Below are 13,708 nucleotides of genomic sequence, written 5' to 3' on the forward strand. Positions count from 1 at the left end.
ACACTCCATCATCGAACCAAAGTCCTAGGAGCGCGATATGTAGAGGTTGATCCATCGAATGAACCAAACCGCCCACATATCTCTTCAGATATCTAATTTTCAAAGAGCGTCGAGACAAAAGAAACCAAGATGCGCCGTAAAATCCAGCGCGCCCCGCCTCAATGCCTCAGAATTTCTCCGCTACGTAAACCAACAAAACCTCTCAGCTCCGTCCGTCCCGTCTAGCGCTCCAAACCCGCATCGCTGCGTCTCCGGTAAGGGGCTCTATAGATCTACTATTCGGGACCTGCAAGCCATTAGTTCAAAAAACTTCAGATTTTTGCGCTTTTTTCAAAAATCGCTAGAAAACGGGCATGTGGCTGGCTCCCGATGAGGTCCAGCTCCTTCTGTTGCGGGGGCTGACTGGATTTCGCCCCCTCCCCTCCCCTGCTGACACAGGAACAAACAACTCATCACTCGCAAAGCAAAGGCTAGGCGCAAAGCAATCCGTGTCAGGGCTGAGGTTGGGGTGCAAAAAGGTGGATCAGGAACCGCAAAGCGGTTGCCCCGTCCGGTACAAAGGCCGGCATCTAAGAAGGCGTTTGTAATGTAGAGTATAGTGCAGTCGATTGTATCGCCCGGGCAAGCTGGTTGCCCGGGCGGGTATTGTATTAAGCGACCAGATCGTAGCGGTCGGCGTTCATTACCTTGGTCCAGGCAGCAACGAAGTCACACACGAACTTTTCGGCGTTGTCGTCCTGGGCGTACACCTCGGCGTAGGCGCGCAGGATCGAGTTGGAGCCGAATACGAGATCCGCACTTGTCGCCGTCCATTTGACCGCGCCGGTTTTACGATCACGAAGCTCAAACAGACCGTCTTGCTCAACCGGATGCCAGCTGTAGGCCATATCGGTCAGGTTGACGAAGAAGTCCGTGGACAACGTTCCCTCACGGTCGGTGAACACGCCGTGCTTGGAGCCGCCGTGGTTGGTGCCAAGAACCCGCATACCGCCAACAAGCACGACCATTTCAGGCCCAGTCAAGCCAAGCTGTTGCGCACGGTCCAGCATCAGTTCTTCTGGACGAACGACATAGGCCTCTTTCTGCCAGTTGCGGAAACCATCTGCCAACGGCTCAAGATCGGTAAAACTGTCTGCATCGGTCTGTTCAGCAGTCGCGTCGCCGCGGCCTTTGGCAAAGGGCACCTCAATCGCGTGACCGGCGGCCTTGATGGACTGTTCAAGCCCGACAGTACCAGCCAGAACGATTACGTCTGCCAGAGATGCACCGGATTCTAGGGCAATCGGCGTCAGGATATCCAGAACCTTGCCAAGACGGGCGGGTTCGTTGCCTTCCCAATCCTTTTGCGGTGCCAGACGGATGCGCGCACCATTGGCACCCCCGCGTTTATCCGAACCACGGAATGTCCGCGCGCTGTCCCAAGCAGTGTTGATCATCTCTACGGCGGACAGACCGCTATCGGCGATCTTGGCCTTTACGGCGGCAACGTCGTAATCCGTGTTGCCGGCAGGCACCGGGTCTTGCCAGATCAGATCCTCGGCAGGCACATCGGGTCCGATGTAGTTTACCTTGGGCCCCATATCGCGGTGCGTCAGCTTGAACCACGCCCGCGAGAAAGTCTCGGCGAGATAGGCAGGGTCTTTGAGGAAGCGTTCGCAAATTTCGCGATAGATCGGGTCAATCTTCATGGCCATGTCGGCGTCGGTCATGATCGGGTTGTGCTTGATCGACGGATCGCTGGCGTCTGGGACTTTCAGTTCGTCCGGAAGGTTCACAGGTTCCCACTGGAACGCACCCGCACGGGATTTGGTCACGGCCCATTCGTGTCCGAGCAGCAGTTCGAGATAGCTATGATCCCACTGGGTCGGGTTTGTGGTCCAAGCGCCTTCGAGGCCCGATGTGTGGATTGTGTTCGCCTTGCCGTTGAAGCTCGGATTGCTCCAGCCAAAACCGGCGTCTGCAACCGACGCACCTTCTGGCGCATCACCGATATCAGCGGCGATACCGTGACATTTGCCAACGGTGTGTCCACCAACGGTCAGCGCGGCGGTTTCTTCGTCGTCCATTGCCATCCGCGAGAACGTCATGCGAACGTATTTAGCCGTTTCCATCGGGTCAGGTGTCCCGTTCACGCCTTCCGGGTTCACATAGATCAGCCCCATGTGCGACGCGGCCAGCGGGTTGTACATGCTGTTGGCATCATCAACATCGGTGACGCGTTCCTCGGTCGGTGCCATCAAAACGCTGTCATCGCCCCAGTTGATGTCTGTCTCTGGGCCCCAGATGTCTTCGCGGCCAAAGCCAAAGCCAAAGGTTTCCAAACCCATCGAATCATAAGCGATTGTGCCGGACAGCACGATCAGGTCGGCCCAGGACAGGGCGTTTCCGTATTTCTTCTTGATCGGCCACAACAGGCGACGCGCCTTATCAAGGCTGGCGTTGTCCGGCCAGGAATTCAGCGGCGCAAAGCGGATGTTGCCGGCACCGGCACCGCCGCGGCCATCGCCCAAACGGTACGAGCCAGCAGAATGCCACGCCAGACGGATGAACAGGCCACCATAGTGGCCCCAATCGGCTGGCCACCAGTCTTGGCTGTCGGTCATCAACGCGTGCACGTCAGCCTTCAACGCCTCGAAGTCCAACGCTTTGACCGCATCACGGTGATTGTAATCCGGGTCCATTGGATTGGTACGCGCACCATGCTGGTGCAAAATATCAAGGTTCAGCGACCGCGGCCACCATTCGTTCACAGGCCGCGCCACAGTCGTATTGCCACCGTGCATGACGGGGCATCCGCCCGTCGCATTCACATTGTTTCCGTCCATGGGATCCTCCAAAAAATTGTTCGAACGTGACGCTGATGACAACGCACCAGCGCATTCTGCGTTCTTATAGGCCTCCGGCTTGCATGAAATCAAATTGAATAATCTTACCTATACGATAAGCTGAGCTTATGAAAAACCTGACACTCAAGCAGCTTCGCTATTTCGATGCATTGGCCCGCCACCGACACTTTGGACGTGCCGCCGAGGCATCTTCAATCTCGCAGCCCGCTCTTTCCTTGCAGGTCAAAGAGTTGGAGAAAATGTTCGGCGCGCCCTTGGTCGAACGCAGCACCCCGAAAGTCAGGCTGACCGCCATCGGAGAAGTCGTGATCGCCAAAGGCAGACAGATCCTGATCGCCGTTGAAGAACTCGAAGACCTCGTGCGCGCATCGAAGGGGCCATTGGCCGGTCGTTTGCGGCTTGGCATTATCCCAACGGTCGGCCCCTATCTGCTGCCCGAAATCATGCTGGCCCTTTCCGCGCGCTATCCCCAACTGGAACTTGAGGTGCGCGAATCCATGACCAAAGCCCTGATCAAGGATTTAACGGAAGGCCGCCTTGATCTGGCGGTGGTTGCCCTGCCGATATCGGAACCGAATTTGCGGGAATTTGCCCTGTTCGAGGAGGAATTCGCGCTGGTCCGGCCAATGGCCGATGCGGAAAAGCCGATCCCAAGTCCCAAACATCTGCGCACGATGCGCTTGCTGTTGCTCGAAGAAGGGCATTGCTTTCGCGATCAAGCCTTGTCGGTGTGCAAAATCACCGAAGCGCAACCGCGCCAGCTGATGGAAGGCAGTTCGCTGTCAACGCTGGTACAAATGGTCGGGGCTGGCATGGGCGTAACCCTGATCCCCGAGATCGCGATCAACCTCGAAGCGCGCTCAACGGATGTATCAATCGTCAAGTTCCCTGCCCCCGCGCCGACGCGCACGATCGGTATGGTGTGGCGCAACACACATCCACTCTCCGAGCAGCTTGCCCAAATCGGAGAGATCATCCGTGGCGTAGGCGAAAACAAACGCGACGGCACCGGCGCTTACGCGCGCTGACCTGATCCGGTAAATTCGCACAGTGTGCCAAGAGTTCGAGGCCCCCCGAACCGGACATTCGCTGTCTGAGCAAAGTGCAGTTCGGGCGAAAGTCGCCAGCCGGCACCAAGGTCCGCATGGCGGACTTGGCGTCCTGTCGCCGACCTTCTGTTAGATGACCCTTTTGCCGGCGATCTAAGCTGAGAGCTGACGAAACACTTTTGACATTTCGGCCAGGGAATAGGGTTTTCGCAGGCAAGGTGTTCCGTCATTGGGTATAGTGCCGTCTTCAGCATATCCCGATGTTATTATTTGCATTATTTGCGGGTATAGGTCTTGAACTTGAACAAGGAGTTCAGCGCCCGTCATACCGCCTGGCATGATCATATCGGTAAAGACAACGTCGATATCATTCCTTTTGGCCAAAATGTCCAAAGCCTGCGGCCCGCTTTCGGCCTGCACAACTTGGTAGGCGAGTTGTTCCAATCGGGCGACAGTTGTCCTGCGCACACGGGCGTCATCTTCGACGACCAGGACCGTCTGATTGCCTTGAATGTTAGTGTTTCCGTTGCCATTGGCGATCGCGACCTCGTCTGCGCTTGCGCCTACGACAGGCAGATAAAGGTTCACTGAAGTGCCATGCCCAAGTTCGCTGTAAATGTCGAGATGTCCACCAGATTGCTTGGCAAATCCGTGAACCATGCTCAACCCAAGGCCAGTGCCTTTGCCTTGCTCTTTGGTCGTAAAAAACGGCTCCATAACTCTTGATTTTACGGCGTCAGGCATACCCACACCGTTATCCGAAACCGTCAAGCATACGTATTGCCCGGGCTCGATACCATAGCTTTGAAAGGCCTCCCCCTCAGTGAATACCATATTTGTGGTTTCAATGGTCAGACGGCCTCCTTCTGGCATCGCGTCTCGGGCATTGATCGCCAGATTAAGCATGGCGCTCTTGATTTGACTGGGGTCTGCAAGCGTATTTCCCAAATCAGACGCCAGTTTCTTGCTCAGTTCTACAGTTTCCCCAAGTGAGCGGATCAACATGTCAGACAAGTCTTCAACCAGATTGTTCAGGTTCATTACCTTTGGTTGAAGCGGCGACTGGCGCGCAAATGACAAAAGCTGTTTGGTCAGGCTTGCACCGGCTTCTGTTGCACCTATTGCTTCGGCTAAAAGGTTTCCTGCAAAATCATCCCCTCGAACGCGATCCACAAGCAACTCGCAGTTCCCCAACACGACTGTCAGTAGGTTGTTGAAATCATGTGCAATTCCGCCTGTGAGCTGACCAATGGCCTCCATTTTCTGAGACTGGCGCAGTCGTTCTTCAGTATTAAGCTTATCGGTCACATCAGATTGCGCACCGATAAAGTGAGACACGTTGCCTTTCTCGTCTCGCACCGGCGAGATACTGACTTCAACTGTCAACCGTGAACCGTCCTTGCCATAGTTACTCAGTGTCTCGCGGACTGGGACCGCGTTATTGATGCCAAACCGGATACGCTCAAGGCCCGGTTGCACACGATCATCACCCTGCAAAAAACGCGGATTCTGGCCCAGCATTTCTTGCATTGTATAGCCTGTCATCCGCTCCATGGCTTTGTTGGCATAGACGATCGGATTGTCGTCCTGCCCGGCATCGGTAATCAGGATGCCGGTCTCTACCTCGGCAATTGCACGGTCGCGCAGCCTAAGCGCTTCCGTTTGTTTATTACGCACTGTGATGTCTTGGATGACTGCAACGAAAGCAGACCCTGCACCCGACTGAACAAGCTGCAAATGCACTTCGACAGGATAGACGGTACCGTCTTTTCGTTGGTGTACAGTTTCGAATATCAGACGTTGCTCACTCCCGTTTCTCAACGGCTCGACAATCATTTGGAACGCGTCGAGCGTCATGTCAGGCTTGATATCGACGGGTGTCAGTTCGCGAAATTCTGCGTCGGAATAACCCATGTTTTTGCGGGTGCCATAATTCACATGAATGAATTTCAGCGTGTCGGCATCAAACATATAGATTTCATTAAGCGAAGTTTCGACAATCTGAGCCAGTGATTTAAGACGGCTTTCCTTGCTCACCTGCTCGGTGATGTCACGCCCAATGCCGCGATAGCCTGCAAAGTCTCCGTTCTTGTCATGGAACGCTTTGCCGCTGGTTCTAAGTGTTAGGTGCTTGCCATCATCTCGGACAAACGAAAACGTGAGATCCTTCCAGTTCTCACGGGCAATCATTTTGGCCCTAATGTCGTTAAAAAGATGGGCTTCTGATGCAAGCCGATTGTGTTTGGAAAAATCCCCAACCGTCTTACCAAGTAGATATTTAGGTTCTATGCCAATCACTTGTTCTAGCTGGCCTGAGACGAATGAGAACCTTAATTCGCTATCGAACTCAAAGAACCAATCCGATCCCGATTCAGCGAAATCGCGCATACGTTCCGCATCAAGATGCAACTCTTCAACAAGACGCTCGGCCTGTTCAATACTGTCAATTCGAAGATTGCGCATCAAACCCGGACACTCGTTTTTCCGCACAGTAAATTCATGGTTCGTGCCCTCAAGTACCATCATAAAAAGTTACCTGATTTTGGAAAAAATACAAGCGCACGATGACTAATCGAGTAGAATTCCGGAAGATTGACCAATGTCTGGTTTAGGGGAATTACGAACTCAATTTCCGGATAATTCCAATGTCTGCCTTGGGCCGTTCGCGCCGCTCGACACCAGGGGCGGAAACCCGACTTTCGCTGCGTTTTGCACCGACGTCTGCTCAGCGGATGGGGTGAATTAGCTGCGCTAGCAGCAATGGCAGATTCGCTCTTATCAAACGGCACCAGGCATCGAGGTTCCACATCATAAATAGACCCGCGGCCATAACCCATCGAGTACCAAGGCAGTTTTTACGGAAGCCGGCCAGTCACATATTGCGCTTCGCCGTGTGCGAAGCTCCAATCTTCTTCCCGGTTCGTGAAAACGGAAATCAAAAGATCGTTTGGATCGAGTCCACACTCCTTTTCAAGTTCCTCGGAGAGGAGCTTATATAAATTTATCTTTTCAAGGTGAGTTCGCGGACTGGTAAAAAACTGGATTGAAATCCTTTGCTCGCTACGTGTGAAGCCAAGTCCTGTATCAAGAAAGACCATACGACCTGGCTTGTGCTCATGGACGATTTGATAGCGGTCCGTTTCGGGAACGCCGAAAGCTTCGACCACACAGTTCTGGATCGTATCGAGAAGCGTCCGAAGTTCCTCGTCGGAGCGTCCTTCGATCATGTCGATTCTCACAAGGGGCATTCCAGTTCTTCCTTATAGTTAGCTGTCTCAGAGATGATGGCTTTGATAAACCCTATGAGAGGTATCGTTGTTCCCCACATTGTTTGGTTTTCGGCAAGTTTTCGTCGGAACATGGCTGTCACCGAAATAGGTCGGAACGGGCTCTCATCGACCGACTTTATAACACTCCTCATTCTGCCCGCTTCACCGTAGCAGACTTTCGTGCATCCGCAGCATCGGTGACGATGGGCTCGAACCTGCCGTTCGTTACACCTGCGCTAATTTCAAGTTTCGCGAAGGTTGCCAAACCGAACGTTCAAAATAGGGTTTTGCATGGAAAAACGGGCAACTTTCCCGAGGCTGCCCGTTCCTGTCTATGCCGTCATAGGGCCGCTTTTGGATTGAACCTTATCCAGATCAGATCCAATGCCAGCATGACCAGAAGGGACAAGCCGGTTAGCGGAAAAATCAGCCCCCCGATCCCTAAGATTATGAAAAGCCCTATGAAGGCCTTTCTATCCGAGGGCAAAGGCGGCACCGCCAAGCTTCCCGAGGGGCGGCGTTTCCACCACATCGCGGCCGCCGAAACCGCAAGAAAGACGATACCTGCACACACGAGCAGAAGGACGATCTGGTTCAATATACCGAAGGTCTGCCCCATATGCGTGTTGATCCCAAATTCCAGCCAGCGGCCCAGAGGACCATAATCCGAATAGCTCATATCAATCAGCGTGCTGCCTGAATACTGGTCAAGATGAACCACGCGCTGCTGGGCCAGATCATCGGGATAGACCGAGCCGGAATAGACCCCTGTCTCGCCCTTGGGCAATGCAACGGAATACCCCCGATGCAGCCCCATTTCGCCAAGGCTGGCAACCGCTTCATCCAGTCCAATCGTCTTCATCCCTGCTTTTGGCGGGGCCGTTTCGGGAATGCGCGCCTGCTCAAGCGACCATGAGGTTTTTGCAACATGATCAAGATGCTCATCCGACATGGGCACATTGGTGCGAAGGCCAGCCGGATACCCGAAATTGCTGCCGTTCGCCCATTGATTGACCTGTGCACCCCAGACCGAAGACCAAGGCATTCCCGTCACCGCAAGGAAGATAATGAAGCCTCCTACAAAAATGCCCGTTACAGCATGGGCATCTCGCCAGAACACCCGGCGTTTGGGTGTACCGCGCACCGAAACAACGCCGCCTTGCTGCCCCCTTGGCCACCACAGATAGACCCCCGTGAGGACCAAAAGGATAGACCAGCCTCCGACGATCTCGATCCACATTCTGGGGGTTGACCCAAAATAACGGAAGGAATGCAGATAGCGCACCGTCCAGGCAAAGGTGCTGCGATCCGGCCTCACCTCCAGCACGTCACCGGTGTATTGGTCGACGTAAACAGCAATGCGCCCGCCGGTTTCGGGTTGAACCGTGATCTGGGTCGAAAGCCCGTCGTTCGCGGGGTCGGTGTATTTTATCGCTTCGCCCGGTTGAGCCGCCAAAGCCGCATCAATGATGCGCGACGGGGCAAGCCTTTCCTCATCAGAGGGTGTCACTTGCATGAAATCGGCATGAATAAATTGATCCACTTCCTCGCGGAACAGATAGATTCCGCCAGTAATCGACAGGGTGATCAAAAAGGGCAGAATCAAAAGCCCTGCAAAAAAGTGCCAACGCCAAACTGCGCGATAGAGATTAGAAGCCCCTGCGCTTTGCGCAGTGGACCCCAGGGCATGTGCCCCGTTGGTGGTCATGGTCATATTTATATCCGTTTTGAAAGTTTAGGTTCTAGTGGCTTTCAAAACGTGACAGGCGGCCCCGTCGATGGTGGTAGTCCGGTGGCTTCAGCAACGCGCAACACCGTTGCGCTGAGGCGGGGCGCGGTCGTTTTCAGGTATAGGTCTTTAGATTGAAGCATCGTTCCAGTGGTCAGATCAAACACTGGATGTGACGCGGCCCAGTCACAGGAGGAAGTTTCTGAGGGCCCGCCCGTGCCATCATCTGCTTCAGGGGCAGGTGCCATTGTGACGGGGTCAAAGGCCATTTTGACCATGCCCTCGCCTGTGCAGATGACAAGCATGATGGCCCCGTTTGACGCCTTCATTGGCATGATGCCGTTGGCGATCAAAGACACGCCAAAGAAGGGAAACAACAGCACCCATGCCGCAATCAGGCGCAGATTTGGCGACAAAGGCATTCTCATGCTGTGTGCAGTATACCGGAGCATTTTCGATAACAATACCGACACAAGGCGCAAAGCGCCGCACCCCAGACTTACACGCGGAGCATCAAACAACTCATTTCTGAAACAGGCACACGCCACCCCAATTGACGCTGGCATAGACCTCATTCCAAATCTAAGTGGATGTCGAAGTTTGTCTGCTCTGTCGCAATGGCTTAGCCAAGTGCATCACGCGGCATTCTGTGATAAGTGCGACATCTATTCCGAGAGGCGTTGGGGCTACCCTTCGTGGCGTTGCAAATGGGCATCCAACTTTACGTCCTTGGAAGGATCTCAAAAACTGGATGTTTCTCTTAGCTGAGGAGTGATGCCTGCCTGCGAGCCGTCGGAACGCGGAATGCTTTGGCGGCACCGCCAATTCGCACGTTCATTCAACCGAACCGACTGCACCGAAAAGACCGTTTCCGCAGGCCGTGCAAGAGTGGACATACTCCAGAAACTGCTTATCGTTGTGACCAGACATCCTCAGGAGGCATTAACCCGTGGTCCGTATCGGCGTTCTTTGCGCTTTCTTATTCGCGTTCTTTTCCAGTCATTTGTGGGCTCAGGGTACAGGCGACTGGTCCGGTCGCTGGGATACCTATTGGCGCGACGGCGAAGCGCGTATGCTGCTGCAACAGCAAGGCGGTACGGTTTCGGGGACCTATGAACCGGGTGACGGCCGCATAGAGGCGCGCACTGACGGTCGGGTCCTGCGTGGGTCATGGTTTCAAGATGGCACCTCGGGGCCTATTCTGTTCGCCCTGTCCGAGGAAGGGCAGAGCTTTACCGGTCGGTTCGTTGACGGCGAATACTGGAACGGCAAGAAGGTTTCTGAAACAGCCGGTGCCAATTTGGTTAGCGTCACCCGTGATACCCCGCGTGCCGCTTTTCGGTCTCTGGTCTACTTGGAAAACGCTGCCGTCTACAAAGGCGATATTTCGGCGGGCAACGCAGCTGAAACGCTGTTGCTCTATGCTGGCCAACCCTCGGACGAGCGCGATCAGCGCCGCCGCAGGCGCCTTTTGTGGACCTTGTTTGACCTATCAACCTTCCGCATCTACGACATACCCCGTCCTGTTGAGGGTGAAACCGCCCAATTTACCATCGGTCCCGCCGCGGGCAATTTTGAATACAACATACGGTTCCGGAAACTTGGTGATGCGTGGTTTGTCGTGGTCCCGGCTGCCGCTGAACTGCGCCGGGATCTAGACATCATGGTCGCGGCACTTGGCCATGACACGCTGTCGCAATTGAAAGAGGCTGCCGCCAAAAGCCCGCGCGGTGCGATGCGCGACTTCCTTCAGGGTATGCGAAACTGGCGCAACGCAGGACGTGAACGGGCGCTGGCGACCCTCGATCTTTCGTTCTTGCCACCAAGGCTTTACAGCTTCGAGGCACCGTTGCTGGCGGAGTACCTCAAACAGATCATCGACCGGGCTGGCTTTGTGACGTGGCAGGAGATTTCCGATAATCCCAACCGGCCCGGACCCTACGTCTTTTACCGACATCCAGCGGGTTCGGTCGTCATAGAACAAGTGCCCGGACCTAACGGAGAGCCCGCCCAATGGAAGTTCACGGCAGAGACCCTGCGCAACGCGCCGCAGCTTTTTGCCGAGATGCAGGAACTTCCAGTCGCTGACGGGGTTTTCGCGTCCGAGCCGATCACGCGCTTCTTCCAAATCCGCGAGCGTATTCGCGCAGTGTTCCCTGCCCTTCTCGCGCGCCCGGGTCCTCTGGAAATCTGGCAATGGCTGGTCATTCCGCTGTCGGCTGTATTTGCTGTCGTCCTTGGCTGGCTGACCGGAAAGAGCGTATCCCTGTTTCTAAGCCGAAGCTTGCGCCGGGCTGAACGCGGCTTGCGCGTCGGGGCGGCCCGACGGCTCGGCAAGCCGACAGCACTTTTGGTGGGCGCTGGCTTTGCCGTTTTGATGTTCACCTGGACTGGATTGGCTGAAACAGTGCTTGGTGCAGTGACCGTTGTGCTTGCCGCGACTGCAGCAACCGCACTTGGCTGGTTGCTTTATACCGCTATCGATCTGTTCGGCGGGTATTTTCAACGGCGGTCCGAACGCACAAGCGGATTTGTAGATGAAATCGCTGTGTCGCTGGTCACCGGGGTGCTCAAGATCGGAGTCGCAGCCGCGGGGATCATCGCCATCGCAGACATCACAGGCATCCCCTACGAGGGCGTCATTGCGGGCCTTGGGGTCGGCGGCATCGCTTTGGCCTTTGCCGCGCGCGATACCGTCAGCAACCTGATCGGCGGTGCGATCCTGATGAGCGACCGACCGTTTCATCGCGGCGATCTGATCGAAACCGAAGGCCAGATGGCTACGGTCGAGAATGTGGGCCTTCGGTCAACACGCATGCGGACCTTCGACGATTCTCTTTTGGTCATTCCAAATTCCCAGCTAACCGACAAGGCGATCGTGAACTGGGGGCAACGGCGCAAGCGTAAGATACGCCTTGAAATCAGCTTGCACTACGACACCCCCCGCGAGCGTCTTGACGCGTTCAAGACCCGACTGCGGGAGGTCTATCTGGCGCAGCCCGCTGCGGATGACACGACGGGATATGTCGGACTGCGATCGTTTGGCGAGTCGGCATTGAACGTAGAGCTCTGGGGGTACTTCAATCTTGCTGACTACGAGGACTATATCGCGGCCAGACACCATTTGATCGGTGACATTGTCGATCTCGCACGCAGTCTGGATTTGGATTTTGCCTTTCCGACACGCACCATCAGAATCCTGTCCGAGGGGGACGGCAAGACTGTAGATAGCCAAAAGGCGTCAAACCCTACTTGAGGGCAAAAACGGATGCCCGGCTGCAGAAATTTGACACCGTTAACGCGGGCCGCCGCCAAGCAACCCGCCAATGACCGGACTATGCGCTTGGGTCGCTCGCCGATGTATCGCGTGCACAAGCCCGCGCGCTTGCACGCGAAAAACGCAAGATGATCGCAGAAGGGATTGCTTCTGGTCGCGGTCGGGGCAGGAAAGGTCGCTACATTGGTTACTGAAACGGGGGTTGCCCACTAAGAATAGTTAAGAAGGCTTTTTGTGGCTTGGTCGTGGCCACTGTTCAGGTGGGCTATAAAGAAAGTTTCGAACGGATGAAGCGGTTTGGACTTGATGCGACGGATATTCGCATCCTCAGTGCAGTGCAGCAGTATGGACAACTGAGCAAAACCAGGCTGGCGGAGATCGCCAATATCTCTGCGACACCGTGTTGGGCCCGATTGGACAGACTGAAGGCCGCAGGTTTCATTCGGGGGTATCATGCTGATGTCGCGCTCGAACAGATTGCTGATTTTTCCCAAGTCATCGTAACTATTTCGCTTACAAGTCACCGCAAGTCGAACTTTGATCGGTTCGAGCAGTTTGTCATGCAGCACGATGAAATCACGGAATGTACTGCAACGGGCGGCGGTATGGACTATGTTCTGAAAGCGATCTGCCCCAGCCTGAAGTCTTTCCAAAGCCTGATGGAGGCCATGCTGGACGCCGAACTGGGGATCGACAGATACATGACCTATATCGTGACTCGCACGATCAAATCATCGCAGCCGAACCTTGCCAAACTTGTCGCAAAGCAAGGCAATTAACGGTTTTTGAACAAACGGACCATTTGAGGCCCGCAAATCGGACTGATCGGACTGAAAACTACGATTTTTTAGTCCACGCCCAGCCTGCAATCCAGGCTAAACCACCCTTGGATTTACCAAGCTTTCGGCCATCAGGGCCGTAGGCACACAAGGGAGGAAGACATGATGCAAGCAGACGATTTCGGGTTCGGAACACAGATCCGCAAGTCCCCATATTTTGATGCGACTGTGCGTTGGGGCGCACAGGGATTTTCGGTTTACAATCATATGTATATCCCGCGCGACTTTGGTGATCCGGAGCAGAACTTCTGGAACCTTGTGAATGACGCGATCCTGTGTGACGTGGCGGTCGAACGCCAAGTGGAAATCACTGGGCCAGATGCCGCAAAATTCGTCCAGATGCTGACCCCGCGCGATCTGTCAAAGATGGCGGTCGGGCAGTGCAAATACATTCTGATCACCAATGCAGCCGGCGGTATCCTGAATGACCCGATCCTGTTGCGTCTGGCGGAAAACCACTTCTGGATCTCGCTTGCGGACAGCGACATTTTGCTGTGGGCGCAGGGTGTGGCCATCCATTCAGGCCTTGATGTCACCATTGGTGAGCCTGACGTGTCCCCGCTGCAATTGCAGGGGCCCAAATCCGGCGAGATCATGCAGGCGCTCTTTGGCGACAGCATCATGGACCTTAAATATTACTGGCTACGCGAAGTTGAACTTGATGGCATTCCGCTGATCGTGTCGCGCACCGGTTGGTCC

Annotated in this window: 8 protein-coding genes and 1 pseudogene; 4 read left to right on the forward strand and 5 right to left on the reverse strand. The window is 54.9% G+C overall.

Features of this window, described 5'->3' with window-relative positions; genetic code table 11:
- Positions 1 to 650: 650 nt before the first annotated feature.
- Positions 651 to 2,825: a catalase/peroxidase HPI gene (gene katG / locus ABYT07_RS13860; protein WP_372992531.1), complete on the reverse strand. Its 2,175-nt coding sequence runs from the start codon at positions 2,823 to 2,825 to the stop codon at positions 651 to 653.
- Positions 2,826 to 2,953: 128 nt separating this feature from the next.
- On the opposite strand from katG, the gene ABYT07_RS13865 reads away from it, so the two are divergent.
- On the forward strand, positions 2,954 to 3,874 hold the full coding sequence (locus ABYT07_RS13865; RefSeq protein ID WP_372992533.1) for a hydrogen peroxide-inducible genes activator: 921 nt from the start codon (positions 2,954 to 2,956) through the stop codon (positions 3,872 to 3,874).
- 174 nt (positions 3,875 to 4,048) lie between these two features.
- Here the strand turns inward: ABYT07_RS13865 and ABYT07_RS13870 are convergent, their stop codons facing one another.
- The 4 genes from ABYT07_RS13870 to ABYT07_RS13885 all read right to left on the reverse strand — a co-directional run bounded on the left by ABYT07_RS13870 (position 4,049) and on the right by ABYT07_RS13885 (position 9,321).
- Positions 4,049 to 6,421, reverse strand: coding sequence for a PAS domain S-box protein (locus ABYT07_RS13870; protein ID WP_372992535.1), 2,373 nt, complete (start codon positions 6,419 to 6,421; stop codon positions 4,049 to 4,051).
- A gap of 329 nt (positions 6,422 to 6,750) precedes the next feature.
- Positions 6,751 to 7,143 carry a tautomerase family protein gene (locus tag ABYT07_RS13875; RefSeq protein WP_372992537.1) on the reverse strand — a complete coding sequence of 131 codons (393 nt, stop codon included), beginning with the start codon at positions 7,141 to 7,143 and terminating at the stop codon, positions 6,751 to 6,753.
- Positions 7,144 to 7,504: 361 nt separating this feature from the next.
- On the reverse strand, positions 7,505 to 8,878 hold the full coding sequence (locus tag ABYT07_RS13880; RefSeq protein ID WP_372992540.1) for a PepSY-associated TM helix domain-containing protein: 1,374 nt from the start codon (positions 8,876 to 8,878) through the stop codon (positions 7,505 to 7,507).
- A gap of 38 nt (positions 8,879 to 8,916) precedes the next feature.
- Positions 8,917 to 9,321: a hypothetical protein gene (locus tag ABYT07_RS13885; protein ID WP_372992542.1), complete on the reverse strand. Its 405-nt coding sequence runs from the start codon at positions 9,319 to 9,321 to the stop codon at positions 8,917 to 8,919.
- 521 nt (positions 9,322 to 9,842) lie between these two features.
- On the opposite strand from ABYT07_RS13885, the gene ABYT07_RS13890 reads away from it, so the two are divergent.
- The 3 genes and pseudogenes from ABYT07_RS13890 to ABYT07_RS13900 form a co-directional block, all read left to right on the forward strand.
- Positions 9,843 to 12,149: a mechanosensitive ion channel family protein gene (locus ABYT07_RS13890; protein ID WP_372992544.1), complete on the forward strand. Its 2,307-nt coding sequence runs from the start codon at positions 9,843 to 9,845 to the stop codon at positions 12,147 to 12,149.
- A 308-nt stretch (positions 12,150 to 12,457) separates the two neighbouring features.
- Positions 12,458 to 12,949 (forward strand): Lrp/AsnC family transcriptional regulator, encoded by a 492-nt coding sequence (locus ABYT07_RS13895; RefSeq protein WP_372992547.1) that lies wholly within the window; start codon positions 12,458 to 12,460, stop codon positions 12,947 to 12,949.
- A gap of 162 nt (positions 12,950 to 13,111) precedes the next feature.
- Positions 13,112 to 13,708 (forward strand): annotated as a pseudogene (locus ABYT07_RS13900) (glycine cleavage system protein T); the annotation flags it as partial.

This window comes from Sulfitobacter sp., assembly GCF_041552635.1.
Lineage (GTDB): Bacteria > Pseudomonadota > Alphaproteobacteria > Rhodobacterales > Rhodobacteraceae > Sulfitobacter.

Coding starts and splice junctions, on each gene's coding strand:
- ABYT07_RS13875 (WP_372992537.1), bottom strand. CDS start 7,143: ATGCCCCTTGTGAGAATCGACATGATCGAAGGACGCTCCGACGAGGAA.
- ABYT07_RS13865 (WP_372992533.1), top strand. CDS start 2,954: ATGAAAAACCTGACACTCAAGCAGCTTCGCTATTTCGATGCATTGGCC.
- ABYT07_RS13895 (WP_372992547.1), top strand. CDS start 12,458: ATGAAGCGGTTTGGACTTGATGCGACGGATATTCGCATCCTCAGTGCA.
- ABYT07_RS13885 (WP_372992542.1), bottom strand. CDS start 9,321: ATGAGAATGCCTTTGTCGCCAAATCTGCGCCTGATTGCGGCATGGGTG.
- ABYT07_RS13880 (WP_372992540.1), bottom strand. CDS start 8,878: ATGACCATGACCACCAACGGGGCACATGCCCTGGGGTCCACTGCGCAA.
- ABYT07_RS13870 (WP_372992535.1), bottom strand. CDS start 6,421: ATGATGGTACTTGAGGGCACGAACCATGAATTTACTGTGCGGAAAAAC.
- katG (WP_372992531.1), bottom strand. CDS start 2,825: ATGGACGGAAACAATGTGAATGCGACGGGCGGATGCCCCGTCATGCAC.